Annotated in this window: 19 protein-coding genes; 10 read left to right on the forward strand and 9 right to left on the reverse strand. The window is 67.1% G+C overall.

Annotation, left to right across the window (positions count from 1 at the left end; genetic code table 11):
* Positions 1–85: 85 nt before the first annotated feature.
* The 3 genes from ACFV15_RS33505 to ACFV15_RS33515 are packed head-to-tail and all read right to left on the reverse strand — an operon-like array spanning position 86 to position 3661.
* Positions 86–1594, reverse strand: a complete 1509-nt coding sequence (locus ACFV15_RS33505; RefSeq protein ID WP_378355474.1) for an MBL fold metallo-hydrolase — start codon at positions 1592–1594, stop codon at positions 86–88.
* Between the two features lie 46 nt (positions 1595–1640).
* Positions 1641–2612 (reverse strand): NAD-dependent epimerase/dehydratase family protein, encoded by a 972-nt coding sequence (locus ACFV15_RS33510; protein ID WP_378355475.1) that lies wholly within the window; start codon positions 2610–2612, stop codon positions 1641–1643.
* On the reverse strand, positions 2609–3661 hold the full coding sequence (locus ACFV15_RS33515) for a Gfo/Idh/MocA family protein (RefSeq protein ID WP_378355477.1): 1053 nt from the start codon (positions 3659–3661) through the stop codon (positions 2609–2611). The genes ACFV15_RS33510 and ACFV15_RS33515 overlap by 4 nt, the downstream gene beginning before the upstream one ends.
* Before the next feature lie 179 nt (positions 3662–3840).
* On the opposite strand from ACFV15_RS33515, the gene ACFV15_RS33520 reads away from it, so the two are divergent.
* Complete coding sequence (locus tag ACFV15_RS33520; protein WP_378355479.1) at positions 3841–4818, forward strand: hypothetical protein; 978 nt, start codon at positions 3841–3843, stop codon at positions 4816–4818.
* Here the strand turns inward: ACFV15_RS33520 and ACFV15_RS33525 are convergent.
* Both ACFV15_RS33525 and ACFV15_RS33530 read right to left on the reverse strand, forming a co-directional pair.
* Entirely contained in the window at positions 4815–5939 is a 1125-nt protein-coding gene (locus tag ACFV15_RS33525; protein ID WP_378355481.1) for a BtrH N-terminal domain-containing protein, read from the reverse strand. The two genes, ACFV15_RS33520 and ACFV15_RS33525, sit on opposite strands and share 4 nt — an antisense overlap.
* Positions 5940–6067: 128 nt before the next feature.
* A complete protein-coding gene (locus ACFV15_RS33530) occupies positions 6068–7009 on the reverse strand; it encodes a hypothetical protein (RefSeq protein ID WP_378355483.1) in 942 nt (313 codons plus the stop codon).
* A gap of 159 nt (positions 7010–7168) precedes the next feature.
* On the opposite strand from ACFV15_RS33530, the gene htpX reads away from it, so the two are divergent.
* The 4 genes from htpX to ACFV15_RS33550 all read left to right on the forward strand — a co-directional run bounded on the left by htpX (position 7169) and on the right by ACFV15_RS33550 (position 11327).
* A complete protein-coding gene (htpX, locus tag ACFV15_RS33535) occupies positions 7169–8029 on the forward strand; it encodes a zinc metalloprotease HtpX (protein ID WP_378355485.1) in 861 nt (286 codons plus the stop codon).
* Between the two features lie 186 nt (positions 8030–8215).
* Complete coding sequence (locus ACFV15_RS33540; protein ID WP_378355487.1) at positions 8216–8944, forward strand: MIP/aquaporin family protein; 729 nt, start codon at positions 8216–8218, stop codon at positions 8942–8944.
* Positions 8945–8986: 42 nt separating this feature from the next.
* Positions 8987–10009: an LLM class flavin-dependent oxidoreductase gene (locus tag ACFV15_RS33545; protein ID WP_378355489.1), complete on the forward strand. Its 1023-nt coding sequence runs from the start codon at positions 8987–8989 to the stop codon at positions 10007–10009.
* Between the two features lies 1 nt (position 10010).
* Entirely contained in the window at positions 10011–11327 is a 1317-nt protein-coding gene (locus tag ACFV15_RS33550) for an NtaA/DmoA family FMN-dependent monooxygenase (RefSeq protein WP_378355490.1), read from the forward strand.
* On the opposite strand, the gene rfbA is transcribed toward ACFV15_RS33550, so the two are convergent.
* Entirely contained in the window at positions 11317–12198 is an 882-nt protein-coding gene (gene rfbA, locus ACFV15_RS33555) for a glucose-1-phosphate thymidylyltransferase RfbA (RefSeq protein WP_378355492.1), read from the reverse strand. The two genes, ACFV15_RS33550 and rfbA, sit on opposite strands and share 11 nt — an antisense overlap.
* Before the next feature lie 90 nt (positions 12199–12288).
* On the opposite strand from rfbA, the gene ACFV15_RS33560 reads away from it, so the two are divergent.
* From ACFV15_RS33560 to ACFV15_RS33570, 3 genes are read left to right on the forward strand one after another with little or no spacing between them, the layout of a single operon-like run.
* Complete coding sequence (locus ACFV15_RS33560) at positions 12289–13125, forward strand: alpha/beta fold hydrolase (protein ID WP_378355493.1); 837 nt, start codon at positions 12289–12291, stop codon at positions 13123–13125.
* Between the two features lie 6 nt (positions 13126–13131).
* Entirely contained in the window at positions 13132–13722 is a 591-nt protein-coding gene (locus ACFV15_RS33565) for a TetR/AcrR family transcriptional regulator (protein WP_378355495.1), read from the forward strand.
* Between the two features lie 46 nt (positions 13723–13768).
* A complete protein-coding gene (locus ACFV15_RS33570) occupies positions 13769–14113 on the forward strand; it encodes a DoxX family protein (protein WP_378355496.1) in 345 nt (114 codons plus the stop codon).
* On the opposite strand, the gene ACFV15_RS33575 is transcribed toward ACFV15_RS33570, so the two are convergent.
* Both ACFV15_RS33575 and ACFV15_RS33580 read right to left on the reverse strand, forming a co-directional pair.
* A complete protein-coding gene (locus ACFV15_RS33575; protein WP_378355498.1) occupies positions 14110–15252 on the reverse strand; it encodes a sialidase family protein in 1143 nt (380 codons plus the stop codon). The two genes, ACFV15_RS33570 and ACFV15_RS33575, sit on opposite strands and share 4 nt — an antisense overlap.
* A 255-nt stretch (positions 15253–15507) precedes the next feature.
* The gene (locus tag ACFV15_RS33580) at positions 15508–15966 is read right to left on the reverse strand and encodes a winged helix-turn-helix transcriptional regulator (RefSeq protein WP_378355499.1); all 459 of its coding nucleotides are present in this window, start codon (positions 15964–15966) and stop codon (positions 15508–15510) included.
* 88 nt (positions 15967–16054) lie between these two features.
* Between ACFV15_RS33580 and ACFV15_RS33585 the strand changes: the two genes are divergently transcribed.
* Positions 16055–16498 (forward strand): pyridoxamine 5'-phosphate oxidase family protein, encoded by a 444-nt coding sequence (locus tag ACFV15_RS33585; protein WP_378355500.1) that lies wholly within the window; start codon positions 16055–16057, stop codon positions 16496–16498.
* Between the two features lies 1 nt (position 16499).
* Here the strand turns inward: ACFV15_RS33585 and ACFV15_RS33590 are convergent, their stop codons facing one another.
* Positions 16500–17183, reverse strand: a complete 684-nt coding sequence (locus ACFV15_RS33590) for a TetR/AcrR family transcriptional regulator (RefSeq protein WP_378355502.1) — start codon at positions 17181–17183, stop codon at positions 16500–16502.
* An 83-nt stretch (positions 17184–17266) separates the two neighbouring features.
* On the opposite strand from ACFV15_RS33590, the gene ACFV15_RS33595 reads away from it, so the two are divergent.
* Positions 17267–18871, forward strand: coding sequence for an ABC-F family ATP-binding cassette domain-containing protein (locus tag ACFV15_RS33595; protein WP_378355505.1), 1605 nt, complete (start codon positions 17267–17269; stop codon positions 18869–18871).
* Positions 18872–18898 lie beyond the last annotated feature (27 nt).

An 18898-nucleotide genomic window follows, 5' to 3' on the forward strand; every position in this document is an offset into this window, starting at 1 on the left:
ATTCGCGCATGCGTCTTCACGCATTGTTCTCGTTAACGTTCGCCGGTGAATTCCCACAGCCGGGTTGTCCCGCACCAGCCGCCGATCAGGTGACGTTCCGCGGCGCCAGCGCCGGAGACTCCGGATCGAGCACCTCGACGCGCAGATCGATCGACGCCTTGTCCACACAGCTGCCCGTTCGGGCATCCCAAATCCAGTGGTGGCGGGGACATTCGATCTTGCCGTCGCCGATATCGGCGAACGTCAGGTCCTCGCCGGCGTGCGGGCAGAACCGCTGGATCCGCAAGCCATCGCGCTCGATCGTCTCGGTGTTCTGCCGCTCACGGAGCATCTGCATGGTCTGCGCCGGGTGGTTTCCGTAACGGAGCAGTCCCATGAATGTGAGATCGAATACATCGGGCTCGCGGTGCAGTCCAAGGCGCATCGAAAGCAGCGCCTCTTCCCAGCCGGTCTTACCGTCCACGATCAGCCTAAGCACCCTCGGTGACACGAGGAGCGTGTATGCGGGGTCATACGGCTCTTCGCCCTCGATGACGAAGTGCTCGGCCAGCCTGCCCAGCCGGATGTCCCAGTTTTCCGTGCCCGCGATCAGCCGGATGTCCTTGCTGTAGTCGCCGAGGAATCGCTTGTTCCACTGCTGCAGCGTGCCGAAGTACTGCTTGATCTCTTCCATCGTGACGTGCGGCTCTGGACCGGCGTAGTACGCCTCCCACTCGTCACGCCGCCGCTCGCGGTACGCGTCGATGTCTTCGTCCAGTTTGGACCCGGGCCGCCGATTGGCACGAGCTTTGCCCGAGTCGATCTCGATGTGATCCCCTGGCCCGATCCTGAAGACCTCGGTGTCCGGGCACGCCTTGGCGAACTCCTCCGCCACCTGGTCCCACACCGGGAAGATGGTGGAGTCGCGGTCGTTGTACTCCGCCAGCTCGGGGTCGAGGAAACAGGCAGGGCCCGCCGATGGCAGGAACGCCTTGGCGCCGGTCAGCTCGACCTTGCGGTACAGCGTGTCCATGAGGTCGTCTCGGACGCCTGCCACCTTGTCCGCCATCACCCGCGCGGGGTAGTCGTAGCAGTTCGGGTACCACATGGCGCCGGAGAACTGCGCCGCCAGCAGATCGATCTCGGACGGCAGCTCGGACATCGGGGTGTTGCAGTCGTTGAGGTCCAGGAACCGGTAGCCGCCGATGTCGACCAGTAGCCCGCTGTCCTCCTTGTGACTGGTGTCGAGGTAGATCGTCACCGTGAAGCCGTCGGCGAGCTCGTAGGACTCCCTGTGGTCCAGCGCGATCACGTTCTCGAAGCCCAGTGCCTTGAACCGCTTCACCATGATCTTCGAGCGGTACTTCGCCACCAGGACGGTGATGTCGCGGGGGAGCTGGTCCAGCAGCTTCTCGTCGAAGTGGTCCTCGTGCGCGTGCGACACGTAGAGATAGTCGAACCCGCCGTCGACCACGTCCGGTAGCAGCGCGCGGTTGTCCGGGTACGGGAACCACGACTGCAGGAACGCCGGGTAGAACCACGGGTCCATCAGCAGCCTGGTGCCCGCGTGCTCGACGACGAAACCGGCGTGCCCGAGATAGCGGACGCTGGACATGTTTTGTTCTCCCCCATCGCTCATGTGTTGGCGGTGCTCCTGTCACTCATGCGTTCGCGGTGCTCTTGGTCCACCACTCGACCAGGCCGCGCAGGCCCTCGTCGAGCCCGATCTCCGGCCGCCAGCCGAGATCGCGGGCAGCGGCCGAGATGTCCGCGAGCCTGCGCGTCACCCCGCCCGTCTTACGTTCCGGGCCGTGCTCCGGCTCGAGGTCGGAGCCCATCACGGCGAGCAGCGCCACGGCCAGCTCACGCAGGCTGGTCTCCTGAGCGCTCGCGATGTTGTACACCGTGTCGGTGACGTCGGCCCGCGCGGCGAGCAGGTTCGCCCGCGCGATGTCGTGCACATGCACGAAGTCCATGGTCTGCGCGCCGTCGCCGAAGATCAGCGGGGCCTCGCCGCGCGTGACGCGCTCCATCCAGCGGATGAGCACCTCGGTGTACAGGCCGTGCACGTCCATCCGCGGTCCGTAGACGTTGAAGTACCGCAGCGCGACGTAGTCGAGGCCGTACATGGCGTGGAAGCTGCGCAGCATGCCTTCGTTGAACGCCTTGGCGGCGCCGTAGAAGGTGTCGTTGTTGTACGGGTGGTGGCGCTCGGTGGTCGGGAAGACCTCGGCGAGCCCGTATACCGACGCCGTCGAGGAGGTCACGACCTTCTTGACGCCCTTGGCCGCGGCTGCCTCGTAGACGGTGAACGAACCGTCCACCAAGGACTCGAGCGCCAGCCTCGGCTGCTCGGCGCACTGGGTGATCCGCAGCGCGGCGAGGTGGAAGACGACGTCCTTGCCCTCGGTGAGCTCGTGCACCAGTCCGGGGTCGTTGATGTCGCCCTCGACCAGCTGGACGCGGTCACCGGCTTCGGCGAGGTTCTCGCGACGGCCGCGCACCAGGTTGTCCAGCACCACGATCTCGGCCGCGCCCGCCGCGGCGAGCTGGTCGACCACCGCCGAGCCGATGGTCCCGGCCCCGCCGGTGACCAGGAACCGCTGTCCTTCGATCGGCTGCGCCGTGGTCATACTCGCTCCTCTTGTTTGACGTCGACGAAGACGCCGCCTCGGCGCAGGCTTTCCGACGCCGCTTCCAGCAAGGCGAGCACCCGCAGCCCGGAATGGCCGTCCGTGAGTGGCCGCCGATCCTGGGTGATCGACTCCGCGAACTCGGCCATCACCGCACGCAGTGCCTCACGCTCACCGAGTGCCGGCGCGACCATGTCGCCGACGCGGTAGGACACGATCGTCCGCGCCCGCTTCTCTTCGGCGAGTTCATCGGCAGGACACTTGTCGACGCCTCTGTCGTAAATGGACAGTCGCTGACTCGGGTTGAGGTCATCCCAAACGACCGTCTTGGCCGATCCGCCGATGACCATCGTCCGGATCTTCGTCGGGGAAAGCCAGTTCGCGTGCACGTGAGCCATGCCACCATGGCTCAGCCGCAGCGTGAGGTGCGCCACACAGGCCTTTCCGGCGCCGATCGGGTCGGAGCCGTGCGCGGCGACCTCGGTGACGTAGACGTCCTTCGGCAGGATCGCGTCGAAGATCGACAGATCGTGCGGCGCCAGGTCCCACAGCACGTCCACGTCGGGCTGGACGAGCCCGAGGTTGATGCGCACCGAGTCGAGGTACTGGATGGTGCCGAGCTCGCCGCTGGCGATGATCTCGGCCAGGTGCCGCACGGCGGGTGTGTAGCAGAAGGTGTGGTCCAGCATCAGCTTCAGGCCACGGGAATCCGCGGCCTCGACCAGCTTGCGGCCGTCCTCGTAGTTGGCTGCCAACGGCTTTTCGACCAGCACGTGCTTGCCTGCTTCGAGCGCGGCCATCGCCACCGGCAGGTGGGAGGCGGCAGGTGTCGCGATGGCGACGGCGTGCACCGCCGGGTCGGCGAGCACCTCTTCGAGCGAGTCGGACACCCGCACAGTCGAATAGCCGCCCAGCACCCGGCGCGCGCGTTCGGCGTCGAGGTCACACAGATATTCGAGTTTGAGTCCGGAAGTTGCTTGCGCATTCCGGACGAGGTTGGGTCCCCAGTAACCGGCGCCGATAACGGCAAGCCCGATGGCGGCAGACAAAACGATCCCCGTTTTCCCGGGCACGAACGGCCACGACGCTCGTTGATTCGCAGAGTCACCGCCCGCTGTTACAACTCACCCAACTGCGTGATCCGTTGGTGGGTGTAACGACGCGTGGCGAATGGGCGAATCATGGTTAGCCGCGGCCGCCCACGCCACGCCTGAAGCGAGGATCCGCAATGACGACAAAGCACCTCCTCCGGCGCACTCGCGCCGTCGCCGGCTTGGCTCTCCTCACCGGGGCCGGGTCGGTGCTCACCGCTGTCCCCGCGCTCGCCGACCCGCTGCCCGAGGTCTCACTGAGCGTTTCGCAGTCGGTCGTTCACCCCGGCGACACCTTCACGGTCACCGAGACGATCAACAACATCAACGACTTCACCGTGCTCCACCCGGCGGCCGTGCTGGTGACGCTGCCGGACGCGCTGCAGACCTACGCGTCGTTGCAGAGCTGTTCCGGTTCGGTCGCGGGCTCGTGCGTCGCGACCAGCGACGGGTACAAGTTCGTGCTCGCCGAGGCGATGGATCAGCACACCGGCGGCGTCACGTCGTTCACCTTCAAGGTCGCCGACAACGCACCCGACCTCACCGAGACGCTGCGCGGGCAGCTGGTCGGCAGCAACTACGCGTCGGAGCCGGTGACCGGCCCGACGATCACCATCGACGCGAGCGCCGACGTGGCCGTCTCGGTCAACGTCACCCCGCGACCCGGTCTGCTCAGCGGCCGGTTCGACTTCGCGGTGAAGGTCACCAACGGCGGCCCCGGCATGGTCCGTAACGCCAAGATCACGACGACACTGCCGCTCGGCCTGTCCGGCAACGCCAGTGGCGCTTGCGCTCCCAGCACGGGCAAGGTCGTATGCACGTTCAACGGGGTGGCGAACGGCGCCAGCTCCACGGCGAACTTCTCGGTCCCGTTCGGACTGCTGACCGTCGGCCTGCCGTTCCAGTTCAAGACCTCGCGCACCTCATCGGACTCGCGTGACCCGAACGCGGCCAACGATTCGGTGACGACGACCTGCACGGTGGTCACCCCGTTGCTGGTGAACTGCTACCAGGGCGGCGGCGGTGCCGCCCAGGTCGCGGCTTCGGTCATGCAGAGCTTCTCCAACCTGAAGGTCGTGGCGAAGAGCCTGAAGCCGGCCGTCCACCGCCGCTAAAGGACTTCGGTCAGATCCTTGACCGCCGCGACCTCGGCGGCATGGATCTCCCGAAGCCGCGAACCGAGGTCGGCGAAGATCCCGTTCACCTGTTCATCGGTGAACGGGATCTCTGCGTCGTAGTGCCCACGCACCCGCCACAGCTCGGCACCGGCCTCGGTGGCCGCCGCTACCCCTTCATCGCCACCGCGCACGCCGTTCGAGACGGTGGCGGTGAGGTCCCGCATCCACCCGAACTCGGTGACATGCTTGGGCAGCGCGGCTTCGGCGAACTCGTCCCACTGGGTCGCGATGGCCCGCCATTGCCCGGCCTGTTCGGTCAGCGCCTTGTTGTCCAGCAACGCGCCGGCCTCGGTGAGCGAGTCGGCGAAGAGGTCCCTCGAGTGTCCGCCGGTCATACCCGCGGTGGTGACGCCTTCCCAGACGGTCAGCAGCGCGCTGACCAGTCCACGCCTGGTGGCGAACACCGTCGGCCAGCCTTTGGGCCCGCGTTCGTCGGTCATCGACTTCGCCCAGCGATCCCAGGTCGGCAACGCGAACGAGGACGAGGTGCCGGAAAGCCTTTGCGCGCAATCGTTCAGCCCGGTGCGCACGGCCTTCTCAAGGTCTCCGACCGGCCCAGGCTCGATGCTGACGAGAAGGTTTTTGTACGACCCGACACGTGCGCGCGCGGCGTCGAACTTGGCACGCTCGACGGTGAACGGCTTGAGGTTACGGTCGTCGACGAGGACCTTGCCGTCCTCCTCGCCGTACGCGACCACGAAGTGGCCGCCGGCGCCGTTGAGCCTCTCTGGCAGATGCCAGTAGCCCAATGTCTGCCGATCAGGCAGCACGATCACCGGACGGTGTTCGGCGAGCTCGGCCGAAAGCCGTTTCGCCGCACCACGTTTCCCGCCGGTGGTGAGCACGGACGCCTTGAGCCCAAGTCTGTCTATTGTGGACTCAAGCCAGGCCTTGGGATACTGCCACTGGTTCCGGAAAGCGACGACCAGCGTCGCGTCCACCTCCCGCGCGAACTCGAAGAGGATGTACCCGGCCCCGATCCCACCCGAAGCCGCGAACACCAGCGCCTCGCTGACCTCGGCCCCCTGTGCGGCCAGCACATTGGCCACCGCCGCCACGTCAGCGTGTCTACCGCCTCTGAGCTGGTACTCGCTCTCCATACCCGGCATTTTGCCACGCTTTGGTCAAGGACTCGTGAGTGTTGCCGACGGTTCTAACAGCCCGCAACATTCACGACCTCTTGGCGTCAGAAGTCCTTGATCAGCGAAACCCTGCCGTGCAGCGGATCGCTTACATAGACCCATTTCGTCTTCTGGTCGACGGCGATGTCGCCGGGGTTGATGCCCAGCGGCAGCTCGCCGGCGAGCGCGCCGGACAGGCCGTCGAGCTTGACGATGCCGTTCGGCCCGCCGTTGGTGTAGATCGTGTTGGACCCTTCGTGCACCGCGACCGAGGACGCCTCGCTGCGCAACAAGATCGTCTTGCGCTCTGTCTTGCTGTTGCTGTCGACGAGTGACATGTGGTGGATGCCGGAGTTCGCGACGTAGATCGTGCCGCTCGCGCGGTGCACCGCGACACCGACCGGTTTACTGCCGACCGGCGCGCTGGCGATGAACGTGTTGGTGACCGCGTCGAACACCTCGACGCTGTCGGTGGCCGTGCTGGCGAACGAGACCAGCTTGCGGCCGGCGTCGACGGTGATGCCGGTGAGTGACTTCACCTTGCCGGGCACGAGCGTGAGCTGGGTGGCGCTGACCCCGTCGATCACCGAGACCGCGCCGGTGGTCCTGCTGCCCGCGTAGATCTTGTTCGCCGCCTCGTCGACGCCGACGGACGCCGTGCCCTCGCCCGTGCTGATCGTGCTGACCACGACGTTGTTGCCGGCGTCGACCACGGCGACCGTCCCGTTGGCCGGGTTCGCGACGTAGACCCGGTTGGTCGTGCTGTCCACGGCGATACCCGCCGGGTTGCCGCCGATCGGGATGATGGCCGAGATGGTCGCGCGGCGTGAGTCGATCACGGTGATCGCGCCGGTCGACGGATCGCTCACATACGCGAGCCCGGTGGCCGGGTTGACCGCGATCGACGCCGGCTCGCCGCCCACGTCGATGCTGATGACCTGCGAAGCCTGTGCCGGAGCGGCCAGCAGCGCGGTAGCCGCGAGCACCGCGGCAAACATCCGGAGCATCGACGCCTCACCCGTGGTCGGTGGTTCACTGATTGCGGATCGTCACCGTTGGACCCTAACCCCGGACGTCGCGCGGCAGCGGGTGAAGGAACTTCAGATCCCCCGATCGCGTTGTTTCCGGTGGGTAACCCACGGATCGGGCGAAAGGAGCGGGCACGAGTGCACAAGCATCAGAACGGACTCAAGACCGTGCTCCTGCTCGGCGCGCTGAGCGCGATGATCATCGGCGTCAGCTCGCTTTTCGGCCGGGGTGCGCTGGTCATCGGCCTGATCGTCGCGCTGGGCTTCAACGCCTTCGCCTACTTCAGCTCGGACAAGCTGGCGCTGCGCGCCATGCACGCCAGGCCGGTTTCCGAGGCGGAGCAGCCCGCGATGTACCGGATCGTCCGCGAGCTCGCGACCGCCGCCCGCCAGCCGATGCCGCGCCTCTACATCAGTCCCACGCAGGCCCCGAACGCCTTCGCGACCGGCCGCGACCCGCGTCACGCCGCGGTCTGCTGCACCAGCGGGATACTCGGCCTGCTCGATGAGCGCGAGCTGCGTGCCGTGCTCGGGCACGAGCTGTCCCACGTCTACAACCGGGACATCCTGATCTCCTGTGTCGCGGGCGCGATGGCCAGCGTGATCAGTGTCATCGCCAATATCGCGATGTTCACCGGCCTCTTCAGCGGCAACCGCGACGGCGACAACCCGTTCGTCGCCATCCTGCTCGTGCTGGTCGGCCCGATCGCCGCCGGAATCATCAAAATGGGGGTCAGTCGTTCGCGTGAATATCAGGCCGACGCCTCCGGCGCCGAGCTCACCGGCGATCCACTCGGCCTCGCGTCCGCACTCCGTAAATTGGAGCTCGGCACCCGCGCGGCGCCTTTGGTCGCCGAGCCGGCGTTGATCTCGCAGTCGCATTTGATGATCGCGAACCCGTTCCGCCCCGGCGAGTCGCTTTCGCGGATGTTCGCCACTCATCCGCCGATGGCCGAGCGCATCCGGCGCCTCGAAGAAATGGCGCACCGCCAGAGCTGACCCTTCTTTCACGGCTGCCGGAGCGGTTTGGTTCACCGCCTCGAAGAACATCCCGACCAGCGAAAATCCGGTCACGGATGGCGTAGGACCCGCCCCTCGATCGGCGGTATTCGGGCTGTGGTGCGGACCGGCACTTTGGGATTCATCCCCAGCAGCCCCCACCGCAGAGAAAGGTCCCCACTCGTCGTGGAATACAGTCTCATCCGCCGGATGGCCGCGGAACTGGCAGGTACGACCCTCTTGTGTGGTTTCGGTATCGGCGCGGCGGTGGCCGTCAGCGCGGCGAAGACCGGCGGTCCTGGACTATTGATGGTCGCGCTCGCACACGGTTTGGCACTCGCCGTCGCCATTTACGCTTTCGGCTCAGTTTCCGGCGCGCATTGCAATCCGACGGTCACGATCGCTTTGGCTTCTCGTGGCAGATTCCCGTGGCGCGAAGTACCCGGTTATATCGTCGCCCAAATAGCGGGCGGCCTGCTCGGCGCGTCGCTCGTTTACGCGTCCTATGGCGGCACAGCGATCGACGCCGGGCTCGGTGCGACCACCTACAGCGGCAACTTCGGGCACGCGCTCGTCGCCGAGGCGCTCGGCGCGGCCATCCTGGTCACCGCGGTCTTCGCGCTCGCCGTCTCGCCGACCGCGCCCAAGGGTGTCTTCGGCTTCGGCATCGGGCTCGCGCTGGCCACCCAGATCATGGCGTTCGGCCCGGCCAGCGGCGCTTCGGTGAACTTCGCCCGCACGTTCGGCCCGGACGCGGTTCTCTCGCTGGCAGGCGGCACGGTCGCCTGGGGCCAGCTGCTGGTCTATCTGATCGCCCCGATCGCGGGCGGGCTCATCGCGGCTCTGGTCGCCGACCGCGTCGGCTCGGCGGCAACCGTCGAGGAACCCGAAGTATTCCCGGCTCCCATGGTCTGAGAAGCACGTCCGGTCCGCCGAAAACGGGAGTTCACTGGGCCTATGGCTTCTTCGGAACTCCATTTCGGTGTGGCGATCGACGGCGCCGGGTACCACCCGGCCGCCTGGCGGGCCTCCGGTGTCGAGCCCGCCGCGCTCTTCACGTCGGCCCACTATCTGACCTACGCGCGGCTCGCCGAGTACGCGAAGCTGGACTTCGTCACCCTGGACGACTCGCTCGGTGTTCAGCCGGGCGGGTCGTCCGTTGTCCGTGGCCGGTTGGACGCGCTGCTCACGTTCGCCGCGCTCGGGCCGGTCACGCACTCGATCGGGCTGGTGCCGACAGTCACCACCACACACACCGAGCCGTTCCACGTCGCCACCGCGGTCGCGACGCTCGACTACGCCAGCCGAGGCCGCGCCGGCGTGCTCCTGATTCCATCCCGCACCGAGGCCGAGGCCAAGCACTTCGGCAGGCGCGCGTGGCCGTCGGAATCCGCGGCGAATGCCGAGAATGCCGATGTCGTCGACGTCCTCTACCGACTGTGGGACAGCTGGGAGGACGACGCGATCATCCGTGACGAGCCGACCGGGCGGTTCATCGACCGCGACAAGCTGCACTACGCCGACTTCGAAGGCCAGTTCTTCAGTGTGAAGGGCCCGTCGATCACGCCGAGGCCGCCGCAGGGTCACCCCGTGGTCATGAACGAGTTCGGACCCGACCTGGCCATGGACGGCGGCAAGGTGCTGGAGACCGTGTCGGTGTTGCTCGGCGAGACCGAGCAACACGCGCTCGACCGTCGGCAGCAGCTCGATTCCTTGTACGGCAAGGAGTTTCGACCGTCTGGTCGTGACTTCGTCGGCACTCCCGCAGCGCTCGCCGCCGCACTGCGGGAGTGGTCGGAGGGCCATGTCGACGGCTTCCTCATCCGGCCTGCCGTGCTGCCGGACGACCTCGAGCTGTTCGCCAACGAGACCGTCCCCGAACTGCGGAGCGCGGGTCTCGTCCGCGAGGACTACAGCGGCACCACGCTGCGCGAACACTTCGGCTTGGCCAAGCCGCCCAACATGTACCAGGGAGTGTGAGATGACCAAGCAGATCAAGCTCGCCGCCCACTTCCCCGGGGTCAACAACACCACCGTGTGGAGCGATCCGCGTTCGGGCAGCCAAATCGACTTCGCGTCCTTCGAGCACATGGCGCGCACCGCCGAGCGCGGCAAGTTCGACTTCATCTTCCTGGCCGAGGGCCTGCGCCTGCGTGAGCACGCCGGCAAGATCCTCGACTCCGACGTGGTCGGCAGGCCCAACACCACCACTGTGCTCGCAGCTTTGTCCGCGGTGACCACGAAGCTCGGCCTCGCCGGCACGCTGTCGTCGACCTTCAACGAGCCGTATGAGGTCGCCCGCCAGGTGTCCACTTTGGACCACCTGTCCGGTGGCCGTGCCGCGTGGAACGTGGTGACCTCGCCGGACGCCTTCACCGGCCAGAACTTCCGGCGCGGCGGCTTTCTTAAGCGCGAGGACCGTTACCAGCGTGCGGAGGAGTTCCTGACCACTGTCCGCGAGCTGTGGGACAGCTGGGCTCCGGACGCGTTCGTCGGCGACAAGGAGCAAGGCGTCTTCGTCCGAGAGGTCGGTCGCTTCGTCCACAGTGGACCGCAGTTCGACATCGAGGGCGAGTTCACGCTGCCGCGCACGCCGCAGGGACAGCCGATCGTGATCCAGGCAGGCGACTCCGACGAGGGCCGTGAATTCGCCGCCAAGTCCGCCGACGTCATCTTCTCCAGGCACGGCACCCTCGAGGACGGGCAAGCGTTCTTCGCCGACGTCAAGCGCCGTCTCGCGGCTTATGGGCGCTCACACGAGGACCTGCTGATCATGCCGGCGGCGACCTTCGTGCTCGGCGACACCGAGGAGGAGGCGCACGAGTACGCCCGCGAGATCCGCTACCAGCAGGTTCGCCCGGCGACCGCGATCCAGTTCCTCGAACAGGTCTGGCGCCGTGACCTCAGCGAGTACGACGCCGACGGGCCGTTGCCGGAGGTCGACCCCGATCCCGACGCCGAGCCGTTGACCTGGGGCAGGGTGCAGCACGACAAGGACAACCTGGAGACCGCGCGCAAGTGGCGAGCGCTCGCGGAGGAGAAGAAGCTCTCCATCCGCGAGCTCGTCATCGAGGCCACGACGCGCCAGCAGTTCATCGGCACGCCGCGGCAGGTGGCGCACACGGTCAACGACTACGTGCAGTCCGACGCGTCCGACGGCTTCGTGCTGGTGCCGCACCTGACGCCGGGCGGGCTCGACGAGTTCGCCGACAAGGTCGTCCCGCACCTGCAGGAGCTAGGCGTTTTCCGAACCGACTACACCGGGAACACCCTGCGCGAGCACCTCTTCAGCCGGTAGCGCCAGCCGTGCGCGCGACGTTCATCAGGTATTCGCCGTAGCCCGACTTGGCGAGCTTGCTGCCGAGCGCGAAGCACTGGTCGGCGTCGATGAAACCCATGCGCAGCGCGACTTCCTCGAGACACGCGATGCGCACACCGGTGCGGTGTTCGAGTACCTGGACGAAGGTGCCCGCCTCCAGCAGCGAGTCGTGCGTGCCGGTGTCGAGCCAGGCGAAACCGCGGCCGAGGTCGACCAGCGCGGCACGGCCGTCACGCAGGTAGGTCATGTTGACGTCGGTGATCTCGAGCTCGCCGCGCGGTGACGGCTTGAGCGCGCGTGCGATGTCGACGACCTGGTTGTCGTAGAAGTACAGGCCGGTGATCGCCTTGTTGGAGCGCGGCTTCGCGGGCTTTTCCTCGATGGAGAGCAGCTTGCCGTCCGCGTCGACCTCGCCGACGCCGTAGCGCTCGGGGTCCTTCACCGGGTAGCCGAACAGCACGCATCCATCCAATGTGGACACGGCGTTCTGCAGCCTGCTGGAGAAACCCTGGCCGTAGAAGATGTTGTCGCCGAGCACGAGCGCGACCTGGTCGTCACCGATGAAGTCGGCGCCGATGATGAACGCCTCGGCCAGCCCGTTCGGCGCGGCCTGCTCGGCGTAGGAGAGCTTGAGGCCGAACTGGCTGCCGTCGCCGAGCAGTTTCTCGAAGTTCGGCAGGTCGGCCGGGGTCGAGATGATCAGGATCTCGCGGATTCCGGCGAACATCAGCACCGAGATCGGGTAGTAGATCATCGGCTTGTCGTAGACCGGCAGCAGCTGCTTCGAGATCGCCTGGGTGATCGGATGAAGGCGCGTCCCGCTGCCCCCGGCCAGAACGATCCCCTTCATCGTGACTCCTCCTGTGTGGATTCCCCTTGGTGCGTTCACCCTACCGGGTCTCATTTACATACATACTGTTTGTATGTAACCATGGCTGGCATGACACACAAAGAGATCCGGCTGAGTCAGGGCTCCCTGCGGTACCGGGACGAGGGAGAGGGGCCGCCGGTCGTGTTCGTGCACGGCCTGCTGGTCGATTCCGGCCTGTGGCGAGCGGTGATCCCGGATGTCGTGGCGGCGGGTTTCCGGTGCCTGGCCCCGGATTGGCCGCTCGGCTCACACCGGCTGCCGATGAACGCGGACGCCGACCTGACACCGCCGGGCGTGGCGCGGTTGATCGCGGACTTCCTCGCGGAGCTGGACTTACGTGACGTCACGGTCGTCGCGAACGACACCGGGGGAGCGCTCACGCAGATATTGATGGCGAACCATCCCGAGCGCGTCGGCCGGGTCGTGCTCACGCCGTCGGACGCGTTCGAGGCGTTCTTCCCGCCGCTGTTCAGCTCGTTGCCTCGCCTGGCGAAGGTCCCCGGCGGCGTGTGGCTGCTCACCCAGGCGGTGCGGTTCAAAGCGGTGCAGCGGCTCCCGGTCGCGTTCGGCCTGGTGGCGAAACGGCCACTGCCCGCCGACGTCGTCGACGATTTCCTCCGGCCGTCGCGCGAGAACCGGCTGATCAGGCGGGATCTCGGCAAGTTCCTGCGCGCGGTGCACCGGCGCCACACGCTGGCGGCCGCGCGCCAGTTCCCGCGTTTCCGCAAGCCCGTGCTGCTGGCGTGGGCGCGCGAGGACCGCGTCTTCAGGCTGTCGTTCGCCTACCGGATCGCCGAATTGCTGCCGGACGCCCGCGTCGTCGAGATCGAGGACTCGTGGACATTCGTGCCGCACGACCAGCCGGCGGCCTTGGCGAAGCATCTGGTGTCGTTCATGGCAGATTAGGAGCCGATGCGACGAACCCAGGAAGACCGGTCGAACAGTACGAAGGCGGCCTTGGTGTCCGCCGCGCGTGAACTGTTCGCCACGCGCGGCTACGCGGCCGTGCCCGCCGACGAGATCGTGCGCGCGGCAGGCGTGACCCGCGGCGCGCTGTATCACCACTACGGCGACAAGCAGGCCCTGTTCCGCGCGGTCTTCGAGGAGGTCGAGCGCGAGGTCACGGCCGAGGTCGAGGCGGCGATGGCCGGTGCGCGCGACCTCGCGAGCGGCATGGTGATCGCGCTCGGCGCCTTCCTGGACGCGTGCGGCCGCGAGGAGGTCCGCCGGATCTCGCTGACCGACGCGCCAGCCGTGCTCGGCTGGACCGAGTGGCGCGCGATCGAGGCCGAACACGGCCTCGGCCTGGTCGCCGAGGTCCTGTCGGGCGCGGTCAAGGCCGGTGCGTTGCCGCCACTGCCGGTCGACGTCCTCGCGCAGCTCGTGCTGAGCGCGGTGACCGAAGCCGCACTCCTCATCGCGAACGCCGAAGACCCCGTGGCCACCCGCGCGGCTTCCGAGGTCGCGCTGATGTCCTGGTTCAAGGGCCTCGCGACAGGCTAGACGGGGTCGCTGTCACACATCGATTCGCTGCCTCGTCCTGAGGATCATGTTCGCCGCTTACCTCACGGTCACCATCCTCGGCGCTGTTTTCAACGGCGCCGCCGCCGTCATCTACCTCATCGGCCACGAATACCCCAAGGCTCAGGCCGACATGAAGGGCATACCCCGGAAGTGGGTACCGGTGCTGGGCCTGCTGCTGGCGGCGGGCGCCGTGGGGTTGCTGGCGGGGCTCGCCGTGCCGCTGCTGGGCACCCTCGCCGCCGCCGGCCTCGTGCTGTACTTCATCGGCGCGATCATCGCCCACCTGCGGGTGGGCTCCCGCGACATCGTCGGCGGGATCGTGTTCCTCGCCACCGCGGCGGCGGCGCTGACTCTGGGCCTGATCTCCTAGGCAGGGCCCTTCGCGAAGTACGCGGTGCAGGTGCCTTCGCTGTTGTACTCGCTGCCGATTTCGAGGACGTTCTTGCCGTCGTCCACCGGCAGCAGCGTCGAGCTGTAGTTCGGGCAGTAGTTGTTGTAGACGCCGCTGATCTTGAGCGGCGCGGCGATCTCGTACCACGGCCCGGAGCCGAAGTTGTCGTTCGCCAGCAGCGTCGAGCCGTTGCCGGGCAACGGATCGCCGTCGGCGTCGACGTAGATCTGTCCGACCATCAGGATGCGCGTGCCGTTCACGCCGCCGGGGAACAGCGTGATCGTCTGCGCGTGCTGGAAGTGGTTGCCCTGTGCGGTCTGGACCCTGGTGCCGGGGTCTTCCGGATCGCCCCAGTTGGCGCCATCGGCCGAGATCTTGAAGTACGGGTCGCAGTAGCGGTCGCCGTAGTTGCAGATCTCGTAGGCGAAGTAGTACCGGCCGTCCGGCAGCCGCCGGATGATCGGCATGCCGGGCCGCACGCGGTGCGGCAGTATCGCCATCGTCCGCTGCTTGGTGCCCCAGTTGAGCCCGTCGGTCGACGAGACGCGGTTCATCACCTGGCTGTACTGCGGCGCTTCGCTTTCGTCGGCGTAGTGCAGCCACAGCGTGCCGGCCTTGTCGACGGTGAACTCCGGCTCCCAGATGCCGTCGGTGTTGTGCGACCCGGCGGGCTCGGCCAGGAACGACCAGGTGCGGCCGGAGTCGCGGCTGGCCCAGACCTTGAGCTTGACGCGGCGGTTGACCCCGCCGTTGTGCCCGTAGCTCGCCGCCCACAGCAGCGTGCCCGCGCGGAGCCTGCCGACCATCTGCGGCAGCTCGTAGAGCGTGCCGCAGCACATGCCGTCGACACCGTCGCGGTCGTGGATCTCGCTGATCTTGTGGAAGGACTCGCCCTCGTCGGTGCTCTCCATGACCGTCGTGTAGTTGTCGACGGTCGAGGACGTGGTGAGCGACGCGATGATGCGGTTGCGGCCTGCCTGCGAGTGGCTGAGCCGGATGAGCCTGGCGTAGGTGCCGAAGCCGGGAACGAGTTGCTTGCGTTCCTGCGCGTGCGCGACCGGCGTCAGCAGCGAGGCGCCGACGATCAGCGAAACCAGCAGCGAAATGCCGCGTCTCATGGGGGACCTTTCATCCGGGAAACCGCGCGATTAGACCACTGCCGCAAGCCGGTTTCTCGCGGGCTTTCCGCGGGGTGACCCGCGGTAACCACGCACGGCCGCCGTGCTGGCCGGACGCTGTCGCCCTATCCGGTCGCCGCGGCTCCGATGATCCCCGGAAGGGGTGAGCAAAGATCACTTGCGAGCCGCTTTCGAGTGCACTGCGTGCCCCGAAGCGGTGATTGTCTTGTTGATCAAGAAGCTCGGCGTGGCGGGTCAGTCCATCCGGGCGCCGGGTCCGGGCAGTGGATCGACGTCGCCGGCGTGCATCGGCTTGCCGCACACCGAGCAGGTCGGCTCCACATGGCTGACTTCGCCGCACGCGTGGTGCCGGAAGAGAACGGGCGGCCCCGCCTCGCCCGCGGTCCATCGGTCACCCCAGCGCGCCATGGTCAGCAGCAGGTCGCACAGCTCGGAGCCCTTGGTGGTGAGCACGTATTCGTGACGCGGCGGACGGCTGGAGTACTCCCTGCGCTCCAGCACGTCGCATTCGACCAGCCATTTCAGCCGCTCGGTCAGCACCTTGCGCGAGATGCCGAGGTCCTGCTGGATCTGCTCGAAGCGGGAGATGCCCACGAAGACGTCTCGCAGGATCAGCGGTGACCACGGCTCGCCGATGACGTCGAGCGTGCGTGCGATCGAGCAAGCCATCTCACCGAACTGGGTGCGCTGCATGAGAGCGATCTTAGCTCAAAGGGTTCCCTTAAGGAACTGATGTCTGCTAGCTTTGAGTTCCCTCAAGGAACTGACTAAGGAGACCAAGATGCCTCGCACGCTCACTGCCACCGAACGCGAAGACTTCCTGGCCGAGCCCCGCATCGGGGTCCTGAGCGTGGAGGGCGACGGCGAGCGCCCGCCGCTCACGGTGCCGGTTTGGTACGCCTACGAGCCCGGCGGCGATCTCGCTTTCTTCACTGGCACGCAGGGCCGGACCGCGCGCAAGACCCGGCTGCTGGAAGACGCGGGCAAGCTGAGCTTCTGCGTGCAGCAGGCCGAGTTCCCGTACAAGTACGTCACGGTCGAATGCTCGGTGGTCAAGGCCGACCGCTCGCCGGGGTTCGACGACGTCTTCGCGATCACGAGCCGCTACTTGCCCGAGGACCACGCCCAGGGCTTCGCCGCGGGCGAGACCGGCGACCCCACCGGCACGTTCGTGCTGTTCACCGCCCGCCCGGACCGCTGGCTGAGCGCCGACTTCTCGGAGTGAGTCAAGCGAGCATGCCCGTGAGCAGCCAGTCGAGCGCGCGGTCGAAGTCCCGGTCGCGCAACTCCGCCATGCTCTGGCTGTGCCGCTGTTCCATCACGCCGCTTCGTGTGGTCACCCACGGAACCTCGGCCACGTTTTCGGCCACCTCCTTGACGAACTCGTCGACCGTGCGGCCCGTTTTCCGGCCGTACTCCAACCATCGGCTCTCGTTCGATGCGAAGCCGTAGACGTACTGGAAGACGGCCGATAGTGCGGCGGCCTGGTCGGGCGGGGAAAGCGGCGACCGGGCGATGACCGCTTGGGCGTGCTGGGTGAAGCGCATGCTCTTCGGCCCGATGTTCAAGTACTCGCCATAGCAACGGATCGCCCACGGATGGGCGACCATGGTGCGCCGCCAAGCCTGCGCGAGCGCGCGCAGATCGGCTTGCCAGTCATGGTCGGCTTTCGGCAGTTCGATCTCGCCGGCGACCGCGTCCAGCGCGAGTTCGAGCAGGTCGTCCTTGTTGGCGACATACCAGTACATCGACATCGGCGTGACGTTCAGTTCGGTGGCCAGCGCCCGCATCGAGACGTCACCCTGCGCGTCGAGCAGCCGGACGGCCGTCGCGACGATCGTGTCCCGGTCGAGGCCGCTCTCCCGCGATTTGCGGCCCTTTCCGGAGGTGAGCCACACGCTGCCGACCATCTCCGCACCCCTTTCCTGAAATCTCTTCTACACTGTACATGTTTCCTATACAGTGTAGAAGAACCAGAGGGGGTCCCATGTCCATGCCGAACATCTCCATCGTCTGCTCCGGCCTGACGTTCGCCTGGCCGGACGGCACACCCGTATTCGACGACCTTTCGCTGGTCATCGGCGCCGGCCGCACCGGCCTGGTCGGCGTGAACGGCTCGGGCAAGTCCACCTTGCTGTGCCTGATCGCCGGGAAGCTCACACCGGGCGCCGGCTCGGTCAAGGTCTCGGGCGACCTGGGCTACCTGCCTCAGAACGTCGCGCTCGATGCGCATGTCCGCGTCGACCAGGCGCTGGGCATCGCGCCGGTCAGGGCGGCATTGAGGGCGATCGAATCCGGCGACGCGAGCGAGTCGAACTTCACCGCGATCGGCGAGGACTGGGACGTCGAAGAGCGCGCCCGCGTCACACTGGATCGCCTCGGCCTCGAGCACGTGACGCTGGACCGCCACATCGGCGAGCTTTCGGGCGGCGAGTCGGTGCTGCTCACCATGGCGGCCCAATTCCTGCGCCGCCCGGACGTGCTGTTGCTGGACGAGCCGACCAACAACCTCGACCTCCCCGCCCGCCGCAGGTTCTACGAGGCGGTCGAGTCATGGCACGCGGCGATGGTCATCGTCAGTCACGACCGCGAGCTGCTCGACCTGGTCGACCAGATCGGCGACCTCCGCGGCGGCGAAGTCCGTTGGTACGGCGGCAACCTGACCGAGTACCAGGAGGCGCTGGCGGTCGAGCAGGAAGCGGCCGAGCGCATGGTCCGCGTAGCCGAATCCGACGTCCGCCGCCAGCAACGCGAGCTCGCCGAAGCCAGGATCAAACTCGACCGCGGGGTCCGTTTCGGCCAGCACAAGTTCGACACCAAGCGCGAACCCAAGGTCATCATGATGGCCCGTAAGCGCCAGGCCCAGGTCACCGCGGGCAAGTACCGGAACATGCACCAAGACAAGCTGGAGGAAGCCAAAGAACGCCTCGGCGAAGCCGAAGAAGCCATCCGCGAGGACACCGAAATCCGCGTGGACCTCCCCGAAACCGCGGTCCCGCCCAGCCGAGGCGTCCTCAAGCTCACGTCGGCTGAACTCCGCTACGGCGCCCAAGCGACCCTGGAAATCCGCGGCCCCGAACGCATCGCACTGACCGGCCGGAACGGCGCGGGCAAGAGCACCCTCCTGCGCACCATCGCAGGCGAGCTGGAGCCGCTCTCCGGCGAGCTGACCGTCACAGTTCCCTTGCGCTACCTCCCGCAGCGCCTGGACCTGCTCGACAACACCCTGACGGTGGCCCAGAACATCGCCGCCTACGCCCCGAACGCGACCGACAACAGGATCCGAGCCCACCTGGCCCGCTTCCTCTTCCGAGGCAGACGCGCCGACCAACCGGCCGCGACACTCTCCGGCGGCGAACGGTTCCGAGCCACCCTCGCGGCCTTGCTCCTCGCCGAGCCGTCACCCCAGCTGTTGCTCCTCGACGAGCCGACCAACAACCTGGACCTGGGCAGCGTCCGCCAGCTCACCCAAGCCCTGAAGTCCTACCAAGGCGCACTGCTGGTGGCCAGCCACGACATCGCGTTCCTGCACGACCTCGGCCTGACCCGCTGGCTCACCCTGGACGGCGAACTCAAGGAGACCGCCCCGCCGCGGTGACCAGGGCTCGTGCGCGTTGCGGGCGGT

Origin of the sequence: Amycolatopsis sp. NPDC059657 (assembly GCF_042734395.1) — a bacterium.
GTDB lineage: Bacteria > Actinomycetota > Actinomycetes > Mycobacteriales > Pseudonocardiaceae > Amycolatopsis.